Below are 17824 nucleotides of genomic sequence, written 5' to 3'. Positions count from 1 at the left end.
TCACATATACTATTGGTGAAGGGAGTGATAGCATGATTCTCCTGTCTATAGGATACAGCAAAAGCAGCGGAGATATATATGATAGACTTGTTGATCTATGTAAATTTTTTAAGGATAAAGGCATCAATATAGCCATAGCTGAAAGCGATGTGGGAGAGATGCATTATATAAAATGTATATTAAAGGACACGGAAAAGGATATCACCTCCTTTGAAAACTGCAGGGATATGTTTTATAGCTATGCTTCAAGCATAGTGTACGACTTAATATCCCGGGAGTATGAAAAGGAGATTTTCGATAAAATATTAAAGGATAATTATGGATACCTTAGTGAAGTTGACCTTGGGGAAATAGAAAACAGATGCATGGCTGTAATAAATGGAACAGGTACTCTTACCACTGCGGAGGGGCTTCTTCTCAGTATAAACAGACGCAACAGCATACTAAAAAAGATCGAGGAGTTTCTTCAGGAGAGCAGCGAGATAATACTTGACGGATTTGTAAGGTTCAGGATGAAGGAAATAAACCGTGAACTTACAAATATAATAGACAGAGTAGTTGAAGAATTTGTCATTGAAAAGGAGTACAGTGAGTTTATAAAGCTGTTAAAATATTTTGTGGAGATCCAGGAAAGCAAATACGATTCTCTGGATATCATAATAAACTCCAGCGGTGATTATATAGTTGAGGATTCAAAGTCAGGGGATATTACAAAGGAGTTTTTCGAAGATTTTAATGTAGACAGTATAAAGGGCGATGTTAACAAGCATGACATCCTTATAAGTGCCCTTATAACAAACGCGCCGGCGAGGATAGTATTTCACGGCATTGAAAATGCACAGAGCCAGGAAACGATAGATACTGTAAAGAGCATATTCGGCGAAAAGATAACCTACTGCACGGGCTGCGAAAAATGTAAAAAACTAATAGAAGCCAGGAGTCAGAAATGATGCTTCTGTCCGGGTCAGGTAGATAAAACTTGGATTTTTTATTCTGACCGGGCATTTTTATTTTTAAGAAAATGAAGATTGACAAAGGAAAGTTTAAATAATAAAATATGAATAAAAATATACCTTTTATTTATAAACAGCTGGCACCATAAGGTATTTTCTAACTTTGCATATGATAAATACAACAAATGATTGATAAAGGCTGTGAAGGAAAAGAGTAAACCCAGTCCGGTTATAAGAGAGGGAAACCCAAAGGCTGCAAGGTTTCCTTAACAAGGAGGGTTGAAAACCATTCCGGAGCCCCAGTCCGAAATAGAAGTAAGGCATGGCGTTAACCGCGTTAAGGTTTATAAGTGGGTTTATGCCAATTTGGGTGGAACCGCGGGAGAAATGCGCTCTCGTCCCAGCTTTCCGGGATGAGGGCTTTTTTTATTTTATAACGAAAGGAGCGATATTATGATAAAAATCACTCTAAAGGATGGAAAAATACTTGAATTTAACGATCCAATCACTGCTGAAGAGGTGGCAAAAAGTATAGGTATGGGCCTCTATAAGGCAGCCCTTGCAGCAAAAATAGACGGACAGGTTAAGGACCTTATGACGGTTATTGACAGGGACTGCAGCCTTGAGATACTAATATGGGATGACGAAGGCGGCAGGGATACCTTAAGGCATACGGCATCACACGTACTTGCCCAGGCAGTAAAGAGGCTTTACCCCAATGTAAAGCTTGCAATAGGCCCTGCGATTGAAAATGGATTCTACTATGATTTCGACGCTGATTTTCCAATAACTCCTGAAATACTTGAAAAAATAGAAAAGGAAATGGAAAAAATCGTAAAGGAAGGCTTAAGGCCAGAGAGGTTTGTGCTTCCAAGGGAAGAAGCTATTAAATATATGAAGGAGAAAAACGAGCCCTACAAGGTTGAGCTTATTGAAGACCTTCCTGAGGGAGAGGAGATATCATTCTACACCCAGGGAGAATTCACCGACCTCTGTGCAGGGCCCCATATACCAAATACCGATAAGATAAAGGCTATAAAGCTTCTTTCAGTTGCAGGAGCATACTGGAGAGGAAGCGAAAAGAACAAGATGCTCCAGAGAATATATGGAACTGCATTTACTAAGAAGAGCGACCTTGAAAACTACCTTAACATGGTTGAGGAAGCTAAAAAGAGGGACCATAGAAAGCTTGGAAGGGAGCTTGAGCTCTTTGCAATACATGAAGAAGGTCCAGGATTTCCGTTCTTCTATCCAAAGGGAATGGTGGTTAGAAATATACTTGAGTCCTACTGGAGAGAAGTTCATGCAAAATGGGGATACAGCGAGATAAAGACGCCTATAATACTGAATGAACGCCTATGGCACCAGTCAGGACACTGGGACCACTACAAGGAAAACATGTACTTTACACAAATAGACGATCAGGATTATGCAGTAAAGCCAATGAACTGCCCTGGGGCAATACTTGTATACAAGTCACAGATGCACAGCTACAGGGAGCTTCCATTAAGGCTTGGAGAGCTTGGTCTTGTGCACAGGCATGAAATATCAGGAGCGCTGCATGGACTTATGAGGGTTAGGGCCTTCACCCAGGACGACGCCCATATCTTCATGATGCCATCGCAAATAAAGGATGAGGTTTTAGGGGTTATAAACCTTATAGATTCCTTCTATAAGGTATTTGGATTTGAGTATCACGTAGAGCTTTCAACAAGGCCTGAAGACTCAATGGGAAGCGACGAGGACTGGGAAAATGCAACTAACGCCCTTATTGAAGCCCTAAATGCTGCGGGACTTGAATACAAGATAAACGAGGGGGACGGTGCCTTCTATGGGCCAAAGATAGACTTCCACCTCAGGGACTCAATAGGAAGAACATGGCAGTGCGGAACAATACAGCTTGACTTCCAGATGCCGGAAAGGTTTGACCTTCATTACACAGGTGAGGATGGAGAAAAGCACAGGCCCGTCATGATCCACAGGGTAGTATTTGGAAGTATTGAAAGGTTCATGGGCATACTCATAGAGCACTATGCGGGAGCCTTCCCAACATGGCTTGCACCTGTTCAGGTTAGAATACTTCCTGTAACTGACAGGGCAAATGAATATGCAAAGGGCCTTGAAGAAAGGCTAAAGGAAAAGGGTATAAGGGTTGAATCCGACCTTAGAAACGAAAAGATAGGCTATAAGATAAGGGAGGCACAGGTTCAGAAGATACCATACATGCTCGTTCTTGGAGACAGGGAAGTTGAAGCAGGAAGCGTATCGGTGCGTTCCAGAAGAGAAGGGGACCTCGGCCAGATGAGCTTCGATGATTTTGTGAATAAGGTTAGAGAGGAAATCGATAAGAAGATAACCTACGTTTAAAATATAGTTATTCAGGCTTTTGCCTAATTCTGTACCAGAGCAAGCGGAGATAAAAAATATATGGAATGAGCATTCTGAAATATATTTTTTATCCCGCGTCGTTTAAAGTTGTTGACAGCATTTAAGTTCCATGGTATATTATTAAAAGTGATAAGTAGAAGCCATCCGCTTCTCACCTTACGCCACAGGTAGTAAGGTTATTAAACTGGTTTTGTCTGGAGTATCTTTGCGGATGGATTATATCCATCCGCTTTTTATATATGTCCTTTGCCTTGAAACTTTAGGAGGTGGAAGTTATTAGTAAACAAAATTTAGTTAACGAAGAAATTCGTGAAAAGGAAGTCAGACTCATTGGACCAAATGGCGAACAGATTGGCATAATGTCATCCAGAGAGGCTCTGTCAATTGCTGAATCGAAGGAGCTTGACCTTGTCATGATTGCTCCACAGGCTAAGCCGCCTGTATGTAAAATTATGGATTATGGCAAGTACCTTTATGAACTTCAGAAGAAGGAAAAGGAAGCCAAGAAGAAGCAGAAGGTTATTACAATAAAGGAAGTACGCATAAGTCCCAATATAGAGGACCATGACCTGAACGTTAAGGCGAAGAACGCAGAGAAGTTCCTAAAGGATGGAGACAAGGTTAAAGTGACTGTAAGATTTAGAGGAAGAGAAGCTGAACATTCCCACTTTGGTATGGATATACTCAAAAAATTTGCAGATAAGCTTTCTGAAGTGGGTTCAATAGAAAAGGAACCAAAACTTGAAGGAAAAAACATGATAATGGTCCTGGCACCAAAGAAGTGATGAGTAAAAGAGGGGAGGAATTAACATGCCAAAAATGAAAACACATAAAGGTGCATCAAAAAGATATAGAAAGACTGGAACAGGTAAGTTCAAGAGGGCGCATGCCTTTAAGAGACACATATTAAACAAGAAAACATCAAAGAGAAAGAGACACCTTAGAAAGGGTACCTATGTTCATGTTGCAGAGCAGAAGAAAGTAATGAAGCTTTTACCATATGCATAAAGAAGAAGGATTGAAAAGGAGGTCGTAATATGGCAAGAGTAAAGAGAGCCGTTCATGCTCATAAAAAACGCAGAAAGATAATGAAGTTGGCTAAGGGATACTATGGTGGAAAGAGTAAGCTTTACAGAATAGCAAAGCAGGCTGTAATGAAGAGTCTGCAGTACGCATATGTTGGAAGGAAGCAGAAGAAGAGAGACTTTAGAAAGCTATGGATAGCAAGAATAAATGCAGCTGCAAGGGCAAATGGTTTATCATACTCAAAGTTTATCAACGGGCTTAAACTTGCAGGGATAGATATAAACAGAAAGATGCTTGCTGAAATTGCTGTAAACGATGAGGCAGCATTTACTGAGCTTGTAAACATAGCTAAGGAAAAAGTAAACGCATAACTTAATATGAAAATAATCCAAAGAGACCGGAGAAGGTCTCTTTATTTCTTAACGCAGTTTATAATTTATTTAAAGTTGTATAAAATAGCCATTATGATATAATTTATTTAAATCATACCTTTTTAGGAGGTTTTATCATGGAGTCGGGTGAAAGGGATGGAAAATTGAGTCTTAAAAGGATTCAACCCGTCCAGGTACTTGCACTTGGGTTCGCAGGGGTTATACTTGTAGGTGCACTTTTGCTTATGCTTCCAATATCATCTAGAAGCGGAGTAGTTACCCCCTTTGTGGATGCGCTTTTTACAGCCACTTCAGCTGTATGCGTAACTGGGCTTGTAGTGGTTGATACTGGAACTTACTGGAGCACCTTCGGTCAGATAGTTATAATCAGTTTAATTCAAATCGGCGGCCTTGGCTTTATGACCTTTGCAACCATGTTTTTTGTACTCCTGGGTAAGAGAATTACCCTTAAGGAAAGGCTCATAATGCAGGAGGCATATAATGCATTTAACCTTCAGGGAGTTGTAAAGCTTGCGCTTTATGTTATGGGAATAACCTTTACCATAGAAGGAATAGGGGCAGTTCTTTTATCAACCCAGTTTATTAAGGATTATGGATTATTAAAAGGTATATATTATGGAATATTCCACTCCATATCGGCCTTCTGCAACGCAGGGTTTGACCTTATAGGTGGATTTAGAAGCATAACCCCCTATGTTGAAAATGCAACCGTAACCCTGACAATAGGAGGGCTTATAGCAGTTGGTGGAATAGGCTTTGCGGTGATAACCGAGCTTTTACATATAAGGAAGACAAAGAGGCTTTCACTGCATACTAAAGTTGTACTCATAGTGACGGCAATACTTATATTGGGAGGAGCAGTGCTCTTTTTCATTCTGGAGTACGCAAACCCAAAAACGATGGGCAATTTATCAATGAAAGGGAAGATACTTGCAAGCCTTTTTGCATCTATAACCCCAAGAACTGCTGGATATAACAGTATTCCAACGGATGGAATGACGACTGCAGGACAGTTCCTTACAATTATACTTATGTTTATCGGAGCCTCTCCGGGTTCAACTGGAGGAGGTATAAAAACATCTACAGCTACATTGATATTTATGACTGTAATTGCTGTTGTTCGAGGCAGGGAAGACACTGAAATATTCAAAAAAAGGATAAATAAAGCTATGGTTTATAGAGCACTTGCAATATCAGTAATAAGCTTTACACTGGTTATGGTTGTAACCTTTATACTTTCCATAACTGAGCAGGGTAAATTCATTGAATTCCTGTATGAGGCTACATCAGCCTTTGGAACCGTTGGGCTTACGCTTGGAATCACACCAAAGCTTACTACCATTGGGAAGGTTGCAGTACTGCTGACTATGTACGCGGGAAGGGTAGGCCCATTAACGCTGGCTCTGGCATTTGCCAGCAGGCAGCAGTTGGAAAGTTCGTCTATAAAATATCCTGAAGATAAAATACTTGTTGGTTAATAATGGGGGTTAAAGGAGGAATTAAAATGTCTTTTAGACAATTTGTTGTTATAGGACTTGGAAGATTTGGCTCAAGCGTTGCAAAAACTCTTTATTCTCTTGGAAATGAGGTTCTTGTAATTGACAAGGATGAGGAAAAGGTCCAGGAAATGGCCGATTTTGCAACTCATGCCGTTCAGGCGGATGCAACGGATGAGGCAGCCCTCAGATCCCTTGGAATAAGAAACTTCGATGTTGCTGTAATAGCAATAGGAGATGACGTTCAATCAAGCATCATGGTAACTCTGCTTGCAAAGGAGTATGGAATAAAATACGTTATTGCAAAGGCACAGAACGAACTTCATGCGAAGGTTCTGTACAAAATAGGAGCAGACAGGGTGGTATTCCCTGAAAGGGAAATGGGCGTAAGGGTTGGACACAATCTTTGCTCATCCAATATACTTGAATACATAGAACTTTCACCGGATTACAGTATAATGGAAGTTACGCCCCTTGAAGAATGGCATGGAAAATCCCTTAGTGAATTGAATATGAGAAGCAAGTACGGAATCAATATAATGGCTATAAAGAGGGGTAACGATATAAACATATCGCCAACTGCCGATGACGTTCTGCAGGAAGGCGACATACTGGTGGTTGTTGGAGCAACCGATGACCTTAAGAACATCGAAAGAAGAAAAATGCGATAAGGGATGAATATATGTTAAGCAGGGATAACAGGCTTGTAAAAAACGCTTTAAAGCTTAAACAGAGAAAATACAGGGAGCAGCAGGGAAGGTTTCTTGTTGAAGGCATTCGCTTTATTGAGGAAGGCCTTAAAGAGGGTGTTGTGGATTATATACTATACAGCCGTAAACTTTACAGGGTCAATGGAAGCGAGTCCATACTGTCAAGTGAAGTGGATAAGTTTGAAATAGATGAACCACTTATAAAAGAGCTTTCCGAAACTGAAAATCCCCAGGGGGCCGTTGCAGTTGTTAGAAAGCAGAGCTATGCTTTAGAGGATATTGAAGGCGACTTTATAGTTATAGCCGATGGGGTTCAGGATCCAGGAAACCTTGGAACCATAATAAGAACCAGCGATGCGGCGGGGGCCAGTGCTGTTATATTGATAAAGGGAACGGTTGATGTGTATAACAGCAAGACGTTAAGGGCCACCATGGGCTCAGTGTTTCACATGCCGATACTTCATTTTGATGATTTTGAAGGCCTCTGCAGCATTCTTAAGAATAGGGGCTTTAACATATATGCCTCAAGCCTTGATGTGGAAGATTATATCTACGCCAGCGATTTCAAAGGGAAAACAGCCATCATTATAGGAAACGAAGCCAACGGAATACCTGAAGAGCATATAAACCTTGCAACCCACAAAATAAAAATACCCATGCAGGGCAGGGCGGAATCCTTAAACGCTGCCTCTGCCGCTGCCATTATAATTTACGAGGTAGTGAGGCAGAGGTTGTATAAATAGAGATTCAAAGGGTATTTACCACAAAATATGCATAAGCCATTGACAGTTCTATTTGAAAACTGTATTATTTTATGCTATAATACACCTTAAAATATATGGAAAAAACTGCGAAGGAGGCCAGTAACATAATACCCTGCACAGGGAGGATGGGCCGTGGATTGAGAGCTCATCTGCAGAAGGGTTATGCGAAGTTTCCCTCCGGAGTTCCCCATCTGAAAAACAAAGGTTAAATGCGGTGACTTGCCGTAATTATAACTTTTGAAAGTAGGTTGGGGCGGCACAGCCGTTATTCTAATTAAGTGGACATTTATTGTCAATTAGGGTGGTACCGCGAAGAGTGCAAAGCCTTCGTCCCTTTTCAGGGATGAGGGCTTTTTTACTATGGTTTTGAAAGGAGTATGGTTATGAGGGAACAGCTTGAGAAAATAAAAATTGAAGCCCTTGAAGAAGTAGGAAAGGCTTCAAACAGCCAGGAACTCGATGAAGTAAGGGTTAAATATCTCGGTAAAAAGGGCCTTTTAACGTCAATCCTAAGAGGAATGGGCTCCCTTTCCCCTGAGGAAAGGCCTGTAATAGGCAAAACAGCCAATGAGGTGAGGGAGGAAATAGAGGGAGCCCTTGAAGAGGCTAAAAGAAAAATTAAGGATAGAGAAAAGAATATAAGGCTTTCACAGGAAAAGATAGACGTTACAATGCCAGGAAGAGCAAACGTTATAGGAGGCCTTCATCCGGTTACCAAGGTTTTGGACGAAATAAGAGAGATATTCTTTGGAATGGGATTCTCAGTTGCAGAGGGTCCTGAAGTGGAACTTGACTACTACAATTTTGAGGCTTTAAATATTCCAAAGAACCATCCTGCAAGGGATGAACAGGATACATTCTATATAAATGACAGGGTAGTTTTAAGAACACAGACTTCCCCTGTGCAGGTAAGAACGATGGAAAAAACGAAACCTCCTATAAGGGTAATAGTTCCGGGAAAGGTTTACCGCTCAGATGCCTCAGATGCAACGCATTCCCCAATATTTTTCCAGATAGAAGGCCTGGTTGTTGATAAGGGGATAACAATGGCAAACCTTAAGGGTACCCTTGATACCTTTGCAAAGAGATTTTTTGGGGAGAAAACAAAAACAAAATTCAGGCCCCACCATTTCCCGTTTACAGAGCCATCATGCGAAGTTGACGTATCATGCTTTGTATGCGGAGGAGATGGATGCAGAGTCTGCAAAGGCTCCGGATGGGTTGAAATCCTTGGAGGAGGAATGGTTCACCCCGACGTTTTAAGGGCTGGGGGGATAGATCCGGAAGTTTACAGCGGCTTTGCCTTTGGAATGGGGCTTGATAGAATCGTTATGGCGAAGTACGGGATTGATGATATAAGGCTTTTATATGAAAATGATGTGAGATTTTTGAAACAGTTCTAGAAACAGGAGGGATAACATGAAGGTTCCGTATAAATGGCTTCTGGATTACGTTGATTTAGATAAGGATATAAGGGAGGTGGCAGATGCATTAACCCTTTCAGGCTCAAAGGTTGAGGAGGTTGAGGAGTTCGGAAGAGAAATAAGCAGGGGGGTTACGGGAAAAATAATAAAAAGGGAAAAGCATCCAGATGCAGATAAGCTTCAGGTATGCCAGGTAGACGTTAAGGATGAGGTTATTCAAATAGTAACAGGGGCAACAAACATAAAGGAAGGGGATATTGTTCCTGTTGCGCTTCACGGCTCTACCCTTCCAGGGGGGATTAAAATTAAAAGGGGAAAGCTCAGGGGAGTTGAATCCAACGGAATGATGTGCTCTGAGTTTGAACTTGGAATTGCGAATGAGGATTCAGTTCATGGGATTATGATACTTCCAGAGGATACCCCGATAGGTGTAGATGTTAAGGACGTACTCGGATTAACAGGTGGAGTTATAGATTTTGAGATAACTTCAAACAGGCCTGACTGTTTTGGAGTTTACGGAATTGCAAGGGAAGCCGCTGCAACCTTTAAAGCAGCTTTAAAGCCCGTTGAAACTTCCTTTAAAGAGGATGAGGATACGATAAGGAACTATCTTTCCGTTGAAATACAGGATCCACTTTGCAGAAGATATATTGCAAAGATGATTAAAAATGTAAAAGTAGGGCCGTCTCCCGAGTGGATGAAGCAGAGGCTTGAGGAGGCAGGAGTGAGGTCCATAAACAATATAGTTGACATTACAAACTATGTCATGCTGGAGCTCGGACAGCCAATGCATGCCTTCGACTATAGATATATAGATGGAAAGAAGATAATAGTAAGAAGGGCAGAGGACAATGAAAGGTTTATAACATTGGACGGCGTTGAACGCAGCCTTGACTCATCAATGCTTGTAATTGCCGACGGTGCAAAGGCGGTTGGAATAGCAGGTGTTATGGGAGGACAGAACTCCGAGGTTAAGGATGACACAAACACAATAGTATTTGAAATAGCAAACTTCAACGGCTCAAATATAAGAATAACCTCCAAAAAGCTTGGCTTGAGGACAGAGGCATCTACAAGATTTGAAAAGGATATAGACCCAAACCTTGCTGAAATTGCTATGAAACGTGCATGCCACCTTGTTGAACTCATTGGAGCAGGGGAAGTAGTTGGAGGAGTAATAGATGTATATCCTAAAAGATTAGAACCACACAGGCTTGAGGTGTCGCCTGAGTGGATAAACAGCTTCCTTGGAACGGATGTGGAAGTTTCAAGGATGAAGGAGATACTTGAAAGCCTTGAAATGAAGGTTGAAGGAGAAGAAATCCTAAAAATTGAAGTGCCAACCTTCAGGCAGGATGTGAGAATAAAGGAGGACATAGCCGAGGAGATAGCAAGGATATATGGCTATAACAACATACCTTCTGTTAAAATCAAGGGCGAGGCAGTAGAGGCCATAAAAACAACTGAACAAAAGCTCATTGAAACCGTTAAAAACACTATGGTCTCTTCAGGGCTTTATGAAGGGATAACTTACTCCTTCACAAGCCCAAAGGTATTCGATTCAATAAGGCTTAAGGAGGATGATCCCCTAAGAAAGGCCGTTGTTATATCAAATCCCCTGGGGGAAGACTTCAGCATAATGAGAACCACAGGAATTCCATCTATGATGGAGGTTCTTGGAAGAAACTATGCGAGGGGTATAAAGGAGGCAGGCATTTTTGAAATAGCAAGGGTATACCTTCCACAGGATGACATTCTTCCAGATGAGAGGGATCGCCTTGTAATAGGAATGTATGGAAATGTAGATTTCTACAGCCTAAAGGGCGTAATTGAAAACCTTTTATCGGTGCTTGGAGTTGACAGGGTAGACTTTGAAAGTGAAGGCGAAAACCCAACCTTCCACCCTGGAAGATGTGCAAGGCTTATGGTTAGAAGAAAGCCTGCGGGCTTCCTCGGAGAGGTTCATCCCGATGTTTCGGAAAACTACGGATTTGAGGATGAGAGGGTATATGTTGCTGAAATAGACCTTAAAACCATATTTGAAGCGTCAAGGCTTGAAAGAAAGTATAGGGCCCTTCCAAAGTTCCCATCGGTTACAAGGGACATAGCAATGCTCATTTCAGATGATGTAACAGTTGGTGAGATAGAAAACGTGATCATGAGGGCCGGCAGGGAGCTTATAGAATCGATTAAGCTGTTTGACGTATACAAGGGCAAACAGATACCGGAGGGTTTAAAGAGCGTTGCATACTCAATTGTATATAGAAAAGAAAACGGTACCCTTAAGGATGAGGAAGTAAACAGAGTTCACGAAAAGATAGTTAAGGCCCTTTCAGAAAAGCTTAAAGCACAGCTAAGATGATAATAGATGAGGCCCGGCTCAGCCGGGCCTGTATATTTATTCTACTGATCTGAAAAAAACATTGAAATAAAAGTAGAAAATATCTACAGGCCGACGCTGCGATAAAAAATATATTTCATTCACCAGAAAGCTTAGCAAAGAAGTTCTAAGGCTCGGGATTTGAAAAATCAAGAACTTTCGTTAAACTCGCTTCTCTTAAGTCACGAAAGTTCCAGGATTTTTCTGCATCCCTTCGCCTAGAACTTCTAGTTGCACGCCTTATGTGAATTTCATATATTTTTTATCGACCCTTAGATACTGCAAAACGTTAATGTAAATATAAAAGCTTTCTTAACTTAAGCTTAGATTATTACTATTGAAACTGTTTTCATAATCTTATGGTGAATTTTATTTCATTCGAAGCGTAGCAGCGACCGAAATATATTTTTTATCGCAGCGCCGATCTGTAAATTTATCTAGCACAACAAGCAAAATTAATGATAAAATATAAATAAAATGCAGGATTTTTCTATTCCGTGTAGAATGATTAATGGAGTAAGTTTGAATAATATTGAGAGGGTGCTTGCTATGACAAAAAACAAGGTTACTGTTAAAATAAACGGAGCTGAATATACTTTAACCGGCGATGAATCAGAAGACTACCTCTTCTCCATAGCCAATTTTGTGGATAAGAAGGTTAAAGAAATATTATATGGTAATCCTAAGCACAGTAACACGTCATCAGCAGTACTTTCTGCTCTTACCATAACGGATGAACTATTTAAAACCCGCAGGGAAGTTGAGGTTTTAAAAAGATCCCTCAGTGAGCCTGAGGAAAAGATTAAGAAATTAAAACGCGATTATGAAGAACTGAAGGAAGCATATGATAGGCTTAAGGAAGAGTATGAAAGTTACGTGAAGCTTCAGCAGGAAAAGGAAGCTGATGTAAATACGCTTAAAAAGGATTACGATGAATTGTATGAAAATTATATAAAAAACAATTCCGAATACGAAAAACTCATCAAAGAAAATGCTTATCTCAGAGAGCAAAACGAAAAGTTGGAGAAGGAAATATCCCAGACCCATGAAAACATTGCAAATCTTAAGGATCAGCTCCTTGAAAGCCAGATTGAGCTTGTAAGGGTAAAAAAGGACTTAAAGGATCTTAAGGAGCTTCAGAGTAAAAAAAGAGGCATCTAGGGCATAAAGCCCTTATTTTTTTGAAACTTGCAACATATATATAAGTAAAGCCATTTTATTGGGGTTAAAGCATGCCTGTAATCGTTGAAAAGGTAGTTAAATCGAGGTATAGAGGAAACCATAAGATTTTTACAAAAACGATAAAATTTGATGCTGAAAAAGGAATCAACATAAAAAATGTAATAGATCATAAAGAAAGGATTTTTAACATATCCTGTACGCCGGCGTATAAATATGTAGATGTAACTGCAAGGCTTGATATATATTTTACATATTATCTTGAAGAAAAGGGTGAGGTATCGACCTATTCTTCTATACTTGAGGAAGAGGTTTTTGTAAGAATTTTTAAGGACAGCTTTAATCCAATGCCCTATTCAGATGAATTCCGCCAGGGGAATTTTGTGGCATATATAAGGAGACTGACGGGGAAATTTGATATTGATCTAACGGGCAGCACTTTAAGCATAGCTGTGTCATCATTTCTTGTTGTCAACCTTTTAAAGGAGAGGTGTATTTACTTGGAGGATAAGAAAAGGATAAATTTTGATGAATTGAGCTTGAATCAGGTGGCTGTAAGCAGCGAAAATTCAAGTTCAGATATAAGAAATTATATTAATCACCTTGATGACATTACAAGGGCCCTTTCCAAAAGGCTTGATTGGCTGGAGGAGGAAAACAGCAGATTGAAGGAAGAGATAGAGAGAAAAGAAAACGATATAAATGCCCTTACTATGCAGTATCTCGATGAAAAAAGAAAGAATGATTTATTGTCAAAAGAGTGTACAAGACTCCTTGAAAGGTTAAAGGAAATGGAGGAAAAATATGAAAAGGAACAAAAAAGGGTAAATCTTCTTGAGGTTGAAAATTCAAGAAATATGGATGAGATTAAGTCGCTAAAAAAGGAAAGAAATGAGCTTTTATTAAGGGTTGATAAGGAAAAAAACACATGGAAGGATAAAATTAAGAAGTTTATGAATAAAGGTTAGGGTATGTAAATTACATATCCTAATTTTTTTACTTTAATGTTAAAAGTAATAAATATGAAGAACCCAATTTATTCTTCATGAATATTATATTATAGAATTATCCCAGAGGTGAACAATATGAAGGTTTTTGAAATAAAGCCTGAAAATTATGAATATAGCAGCGGGTGGAAAAAAGTTATTAGAGATGGTGGAAATTATGCAGCGGAAACCGGGTTTAATGGTAACACAACCAGGACCCTGGATCAGATGCCAAAATTAAGGAGTCAGGTACAAAATAAAATCGAAAGCAGAGATGGAGGTGAAACGGAAAATTTAAAGGATTTGCAGGATATTTATTCTGATTTGGAAAGGCTAAAGGAAGAAGTGGATTTGATAAAAAACAATCTCGAGGAAATAAAACAAAATACTAGAGAGTACAAGGCAGTAATTGATAGTCAGATTTCCCTTCTTGTTGGAATGGTTGATCTGATAAAAGAAAAGGTATTGGTTACTTCCAATTTTGAAGGAGGATTTTTATCAGGCATATTTAAAAAGAAGCAGTCGTAGTAACATAATCAATATAAACTGCATAGTATGCATTAGATATCAAACATAGCCGAAATAAGTTTAGGAGGTAGAAAAATGAGCGTTAGCTGTGACTGCGATCAGAATTTTGTACCAATTTGTGACAATGCAAATCCTGAGCCCCTTGAAATTTATGCTAAAAGAATAATTGCTAAATGGGGACCGGAGGGATCAGAGGAAATACTTTTTTTAGTGAACACAAATGGAACAGAAGAAAAAGTTCCACTCCGACTCTGCATTCACGACCAGGATGAAAAAAAGCTTCAATGTTTTAACATGAAAAAACTTATAAACATCGACACAGAGCAGTTAATTATATGCAAACACAAAGTAAGACTTATGATAAGATTCAAACTTTTCATGGTTGCACAATTTGGTGATGATACCTTCGATGTAATTGTACTACCGCAGGACGTCCCAGCAAAGGCATGCCTACTTGATTTGGACGATAACCCGACGGATAAAAGTGTTTTGTTCCCAATTTCCTTTGGAGACAACGAGAAGCTTGAAATTGTAACAGTTGGCGGACAGGAATTCTTCCAGTGGACCAAGGATGTTCCATTAGACGATCCAAACTGGGTTGGAGTAATTCCATGCAAGGTATTTGATGATCCAACATTGCAGTCTGTAATTGTTATTAAGTCCACGGATATTGATACTGATGTTTTGGGGACATGCAACTGCGGTGATCTTGCAAATCCAATTTCAGGAACCAAGGCGCTCATTTCAGTATTCGCCGATATTATCGATAAGATTGGAATACATCAGGATATCTGCATTACCGGAACAGTACTTGACTGTTAACATCAAAGCTCAGCACTGCTGGGCTTTTTTTAATTTTAAACCTTGTTTTTGTATTTTTTATATATTTGTGTATAATTTAATTGTATGATAACTGATTATAAAATTAATCCGTTGTGCTGGTTCAGGGGCTGAGCGAAGATAAAAAATATATGAAATTCACATAAAGCTTAGAGATAGAAGTTCTTGGCGAAGGGATGCAGAAAAATCCTGGAACTTTCGTGACTTAAGCAAGGCGAGTTTAACGAAAGTTCTTGATTTTTCAAATCGCGAGCCTTAGAACTTCTTCGCTAAGCGTGTTGGTGAATGAAATATATTTTTTATCGCAGCGCCGATCTGTAAATTTATCTGGCACAACGAGTAAAATTAACTTGTTTCAGGGAGAGATATGGATGGTTGAACTCTTAGCCCCTGCAGGTGATTTTGAAAGCCTCAGGGCAGCTGTTTTAAATGGAGCAAATGCAGTATATATAGGCGGAAAGGAATTTTCAGCAAGGGCGTCTGCAGGCAACTTCGACAGGAAAGAGATGATAGAGGCGGTTAAATTCTGCCATGCATATAACGTTAAGGTTTATGTTACAATGAATACACTGCTTAGAAATGATGAAATTGAAAGTGCCCTTGAATATGCATCATTTTTATATTCTCAGGGAGTTGATGCCCTTATAATTCAGGATACAGGCTTTTTAAAGGCATTAAGGGAACACCTTCCTGACTTTGAGCTGCACGGAAGCACCCAGATGACAGCCCATAACCTCGATTCAGTGAATACTCTCTATGAAATGGGGTTAAAAAGGGTTGTGCTGTCAAGGGAACTGAGCTTAGATGAAATAGATAATATCGTAAAAAATACAAAGGCTGAAATTGAGGTCTTTATACACGGCGCCCTCTGCATAAGCTTTTCAGGGCAGTGCCTCTTTAGCAGCATGATAGGCGGGCGAAGCGGAAACAGGGGAAGGTGTGCCCAGCCCTGCAGAATGCAGTATTCAATCGACAATAAAAGTGAAAGGCTTCATTATTTAAGCCCAAAGGACCTTTCAACCCTTGAATTTATAGAAAAACTCGTTGGAACTGGGGTTCACTCCCTTAAAATAGAGGGAAGAATGAAAAGGCCTGAATATGTTTCAACGGTGGTATCAGCCTATAGAAGGGCTTTGGATAATAATAGGCGTGAAGATGATTTGGAGAGGGTGACCCAGGCCTTTAACAGAGGGGGCTTTACAACTGCCTTTCTTTTTGGAAGACAGGGCAGGGACATGATGTCCTATGAGAGGCCTAAAAACTGGGGAACCTATCTTGGAAGGGTGGTATCCTCAAGGGGCAAGTTTGCTTCAATACTTCTTAAAAAGCCCCTAAGAGTTGGCGATGGAGTTGAGATATTCAACAAAAACACAGGTGCTCCTGTAGGCTCCATAAAGGTAAATGGAAAGGACGTAGAGGAAGCAAAGGCCGGTGAAACTGCTGTTATCTACCTTGAAGGTGCAAATAAGGGCGATGTACTATATAAATCCCTCGACATAAAGCTTGTTCGTGAGGCGGAGGAAAGCTTCAAAGGTAAAAACATAAGGAAGGTACCAATATATGGAAGGTTTACAGCCCATAAGGGTCAGAGGATTAAGTTTGAGATATATCACCTGTCCGAGGCATCCTCACAGTCGGTGTCAGACGAGCCTGAAAGGGCATTAAAAGCACCGTTATCGGTGGAAAGGGCTTTGGATGCCCTTTCAAAAACAGGGGATACGCCCTTTTACTTTGAAAACATAGACGTTGATATGGATGACGATATAGCTATACCTGTATCAAAGCTCAACGGCCTTAGAAGGGATGCAATAAATTCCCTTTTGGATGAGCTTCAGGGAAGAAGGGAATATAAAAAAATACACTTTAAATTAAATGCTGCAGCCAAAAAAGTTAAGCCAGAGATTGCGGTTCAAACGGGAAGGATAGAAATTGCAGAGGCCGCCTCCCTGGCAGGATGCGATATCGTTTTCTTTGGAGGCGACAGGCTTAGGATAAACTCCGGAAGCTTTGAAGAGGTATTAAACACAGTTGGCAGAAGGACTGCAGTTTACCCCTGGTATTCGGAGATTATAATGGAGGAATACAAGAAGCTTGAAAAGGAAGCTGAAGGGATTAAAGGTATGGGAGTAGACAGGGCCCTTTGTGGAAACATGGGATTTTACTCGGCGCTTAAATCTATGGGCTTTGATGTTTACCTTGATAAGGGCTTTAACGTATTTAACTCCCAAGCATGTGAAACCTTTAAAAACTGTGGAGCGCTGCTTTCTCCAGAGTTAAACATTAATCAGCTAAAAAATACGGTACTTAAGACGAATAATAAAACCATGGTTTATTCCTATGGAAGGGTAAAGCTTATGGTGAGCAGGCACTGCCCAATTGGAAGTTCAAGGGGACATGGAAGGGAAGGCTGCCCTGACCTCTGTGAAAATAAAATACACTACCTTAAGGACAGAACAGGGGAGGATTTTCCTGTTGTTACAGACTGGTACTGCAGAAGCCACATATATAATTCCAAAATACTCTGTTCCTTAGAGCACATTAAGGATATAATGGATGTTAATGCGGATTATATGCTTTTAAGCTTTTTAGATGAAACTCCTGAGGAGGCGGAGCTTGTTGTAAAGGCATACAGAGAAGCCATAGATGCTGCATGGGAAGGGGACTTCAATCTTACGCATTCAGGTGAAAGGCTTCTTGAAAGTTTGAAGGGCAAAATTACTAAGGGACACCTCTACAGAGGAGTCCTGTAGGAAGGATG

General features: G+C 40.1%; 15 protein-coding genes and 3 other annotated features. All 15 genes read left to right on the top strand.

All coding sequences use genetic code 11. The features are described from left to right. The first annotated feature begins 32 nt into the window (after positions 1–32). The 15 genes from ytxC (at position 33) to EDD71_RS06835 (ending at position 17816) form a co-directional block, all read left to right on the top strand. A complete protein-coding gene (ytxC, locus tag EDD71_RS06905) occupies positions 33–950 on the top strand; it encodes a putative sporulation protein YtxC (protein WP_133628017.1) in 918 nt (305 codons plus the stop codon). 195 nt (positions 951–1145) lie between these two features. Next, positions 1146–1359: a binding site (T-box leader), on the top strand. A 47-nt stretch (positions 1360–1406) separates the two neighbouring features. Continuing rightward, positions 1407–3320: a threonine--tRNA ligase gene (gene thrS, locus EDD71_RS06900; RefSeq protein WP_133628016.1), complete on the top strand. Its 1914-nt coding sequence runs from the start codon at positions 1407–1409 to the stop codon at positions 3318–3320. Positions 3321–3466: 146 nt separating this feature from the next. Further along, positions 3467–3585: a sequence feature (ribosomal protein L20 leader region), on the top strand. Positions 3586–3607: 22 nt separating this feature from the next. After that, positions 3608–4126 (top strand): translation initiation factor IF-3, encoded by a 519-nt coding sequence (gene infC / locus EDD71_RS06895; RefSeq protein ID WP_133628015.1) that lies wholly within the window; start codon positions 3608–3610, stop codon positions 4124–4126. 25 nt (positions 4127–4151) lie between these two features. Continuing rightward, positions 4152–4349 carry a 50S ribosomal protein L35 gene (gene rpmI / locus EDD71_RS06890; RefSeq protein WP_133628014.1) on the top strand — a complete coding sequence of 66 codons (198 nt, stop codon included), beginning with the start codon at positions 4152–4154 and terminating at the stop codon, positions 4347–4349. A gap of 29 nt (positions 4350–4378) precedes the next feature. Then, on the top strand, positions 4379–4738 hold the full coding sequence (rplT, locus tag EDD71_RS06885) for a 50S ribosomal protein L20 (protein ID WP_133628013.1): 360 nt from the start codon (positions 4379–4381) through the stop codon (positions 4736–4738). A gap of 137 nt (positions 4739–4875) precedes the next feature. Continuing rightward, a complete protein-coding gene (locus EDD71_RS06880) occupies positions 4876–6237 on the top strand; it encodes a TrkH family potassium uptake protein (protein WP_133628012.1) in 1362 nt (453 codons plus the stop codon). 26 nt (positions 6238–6263) lie between these two features. Continuing rightward, on the top strand, positions 6264–6926 hold the full coding sequence (locus tag EDD71_RS06875) for a potassium channel family protein (protein WP_133628011.1): 663 nt from the start codon (positions 6264–6266) through the stop codon (positions 6924–6926). Positions 6927–6937: 11 nt separating this feature from the next. Next, a complete protein-coding gene (locus EDD71_RS06870) occupies positions 6938–7708 on the top strand; it encodes a TrmH family RNA methyltransferase (RefSeq protein WP_133628010.1) in 771 nt (256 codons plus the stop codon). 98 nt (positions 7709–7806) lie between these two features. Beyond that, positions 7807–8067, top strand: a binding site (T-box leader). A 45-nt stretch (positions 8068–8112) separates the two neighbouring features. Continuing rightward, positions 8113–9132 carry a phenylalanine--tRNA ligase subunit alpha gene (pheS, locus tag EDD71_RS06865; protein WP_133628009.1) on the top strand — a complete coding sequence of 340 codons (1020 nt, stop codon included), beginning with the start codon at positions 8113–8115 and terminating at the stop codon, positions 9130–9132. 16 nt (positions 9133–9148) lie between these two features. Continuing rightward, positions 9149–11515: a phenylalanine--tRNA ligase subunit beta gene (gene pheT, locus EDD71_RS06860; RefSeq protein WP_133628008.1), complete on the top strand. Its 2367-nt coding sequence runs from the start codon at positions 9149–9151 to the stop codon at positions 11513–11515. A 567-nt stretch (positions 11516–12082) separates the two neighbouring features. Then, positions 12083–12694, top strand: a complete 612-nt coding sequence (zapA, locus tag EDD71_RS06855; RefSeq protein ID WP_166636377.1) for a cell division protein ZapA — start codon at positions 12083–12085, stop codon at positions 12692–12694. Positions 12695–12765: 71 nt separating this feature from the next. After that, positions 12766–13680 (top strand): hypothetical protein, encoded by a 915-nt coding sequence (locus EDD71_RS06850; RefSeq protein WP_133628006.1) that lies wholly within the window; start codon positions 12766–12768, stop codon positions 13678–13680. A gap of 117 nt (positions 13681–13797) precedes the next feature. Then, the gene (locus tag EDD71_RS06845; protein WP_133628005.1) at positions 13798–14226 is read left to right on the top strand and encodes a hypothetical protein; all 429 of its coding nucleotides are present in this window, start codon (positions 13798–13800) and stop codon (positions 14224–14226) included. Between the two features lie 75 nt (positions 14227–14301). Beyond that, on the top strand, positions 14302–15048 hold the full coding sequence (locus EDD71_RS06840; protein ID WP_133628004.1) for a hypothetical protein: 747 nt from the start codon (positions 14302–14304) through the stop codon (positions 15046–15048). 389 nt (positions 15049–15437) lie between these two features. Further along, entirely contained in the window at positions 15438–17816 is a 2379-nt protein-coding gene (locus EDD71_RS06835) for a U32 family peptidase (RefSeq protein ID WP_133628003.1), read from the top strand. Positions 17817–17824 lie beyond the last annotated feature (8 nt).

It is taken from the genome of Fonticella tunisiensis (genome assembly GCF_004364155.1).
GTDB lineage: Bacteria > Bacillota > Clostridia > Clostridiales > Caloramatoraceae > Fonticella > Fonticella tunisiensis.
Note: the sequence above shows the minus strand (reverse complement) of the source record. Positions and strands in the feature narration are given on the sequence as shown.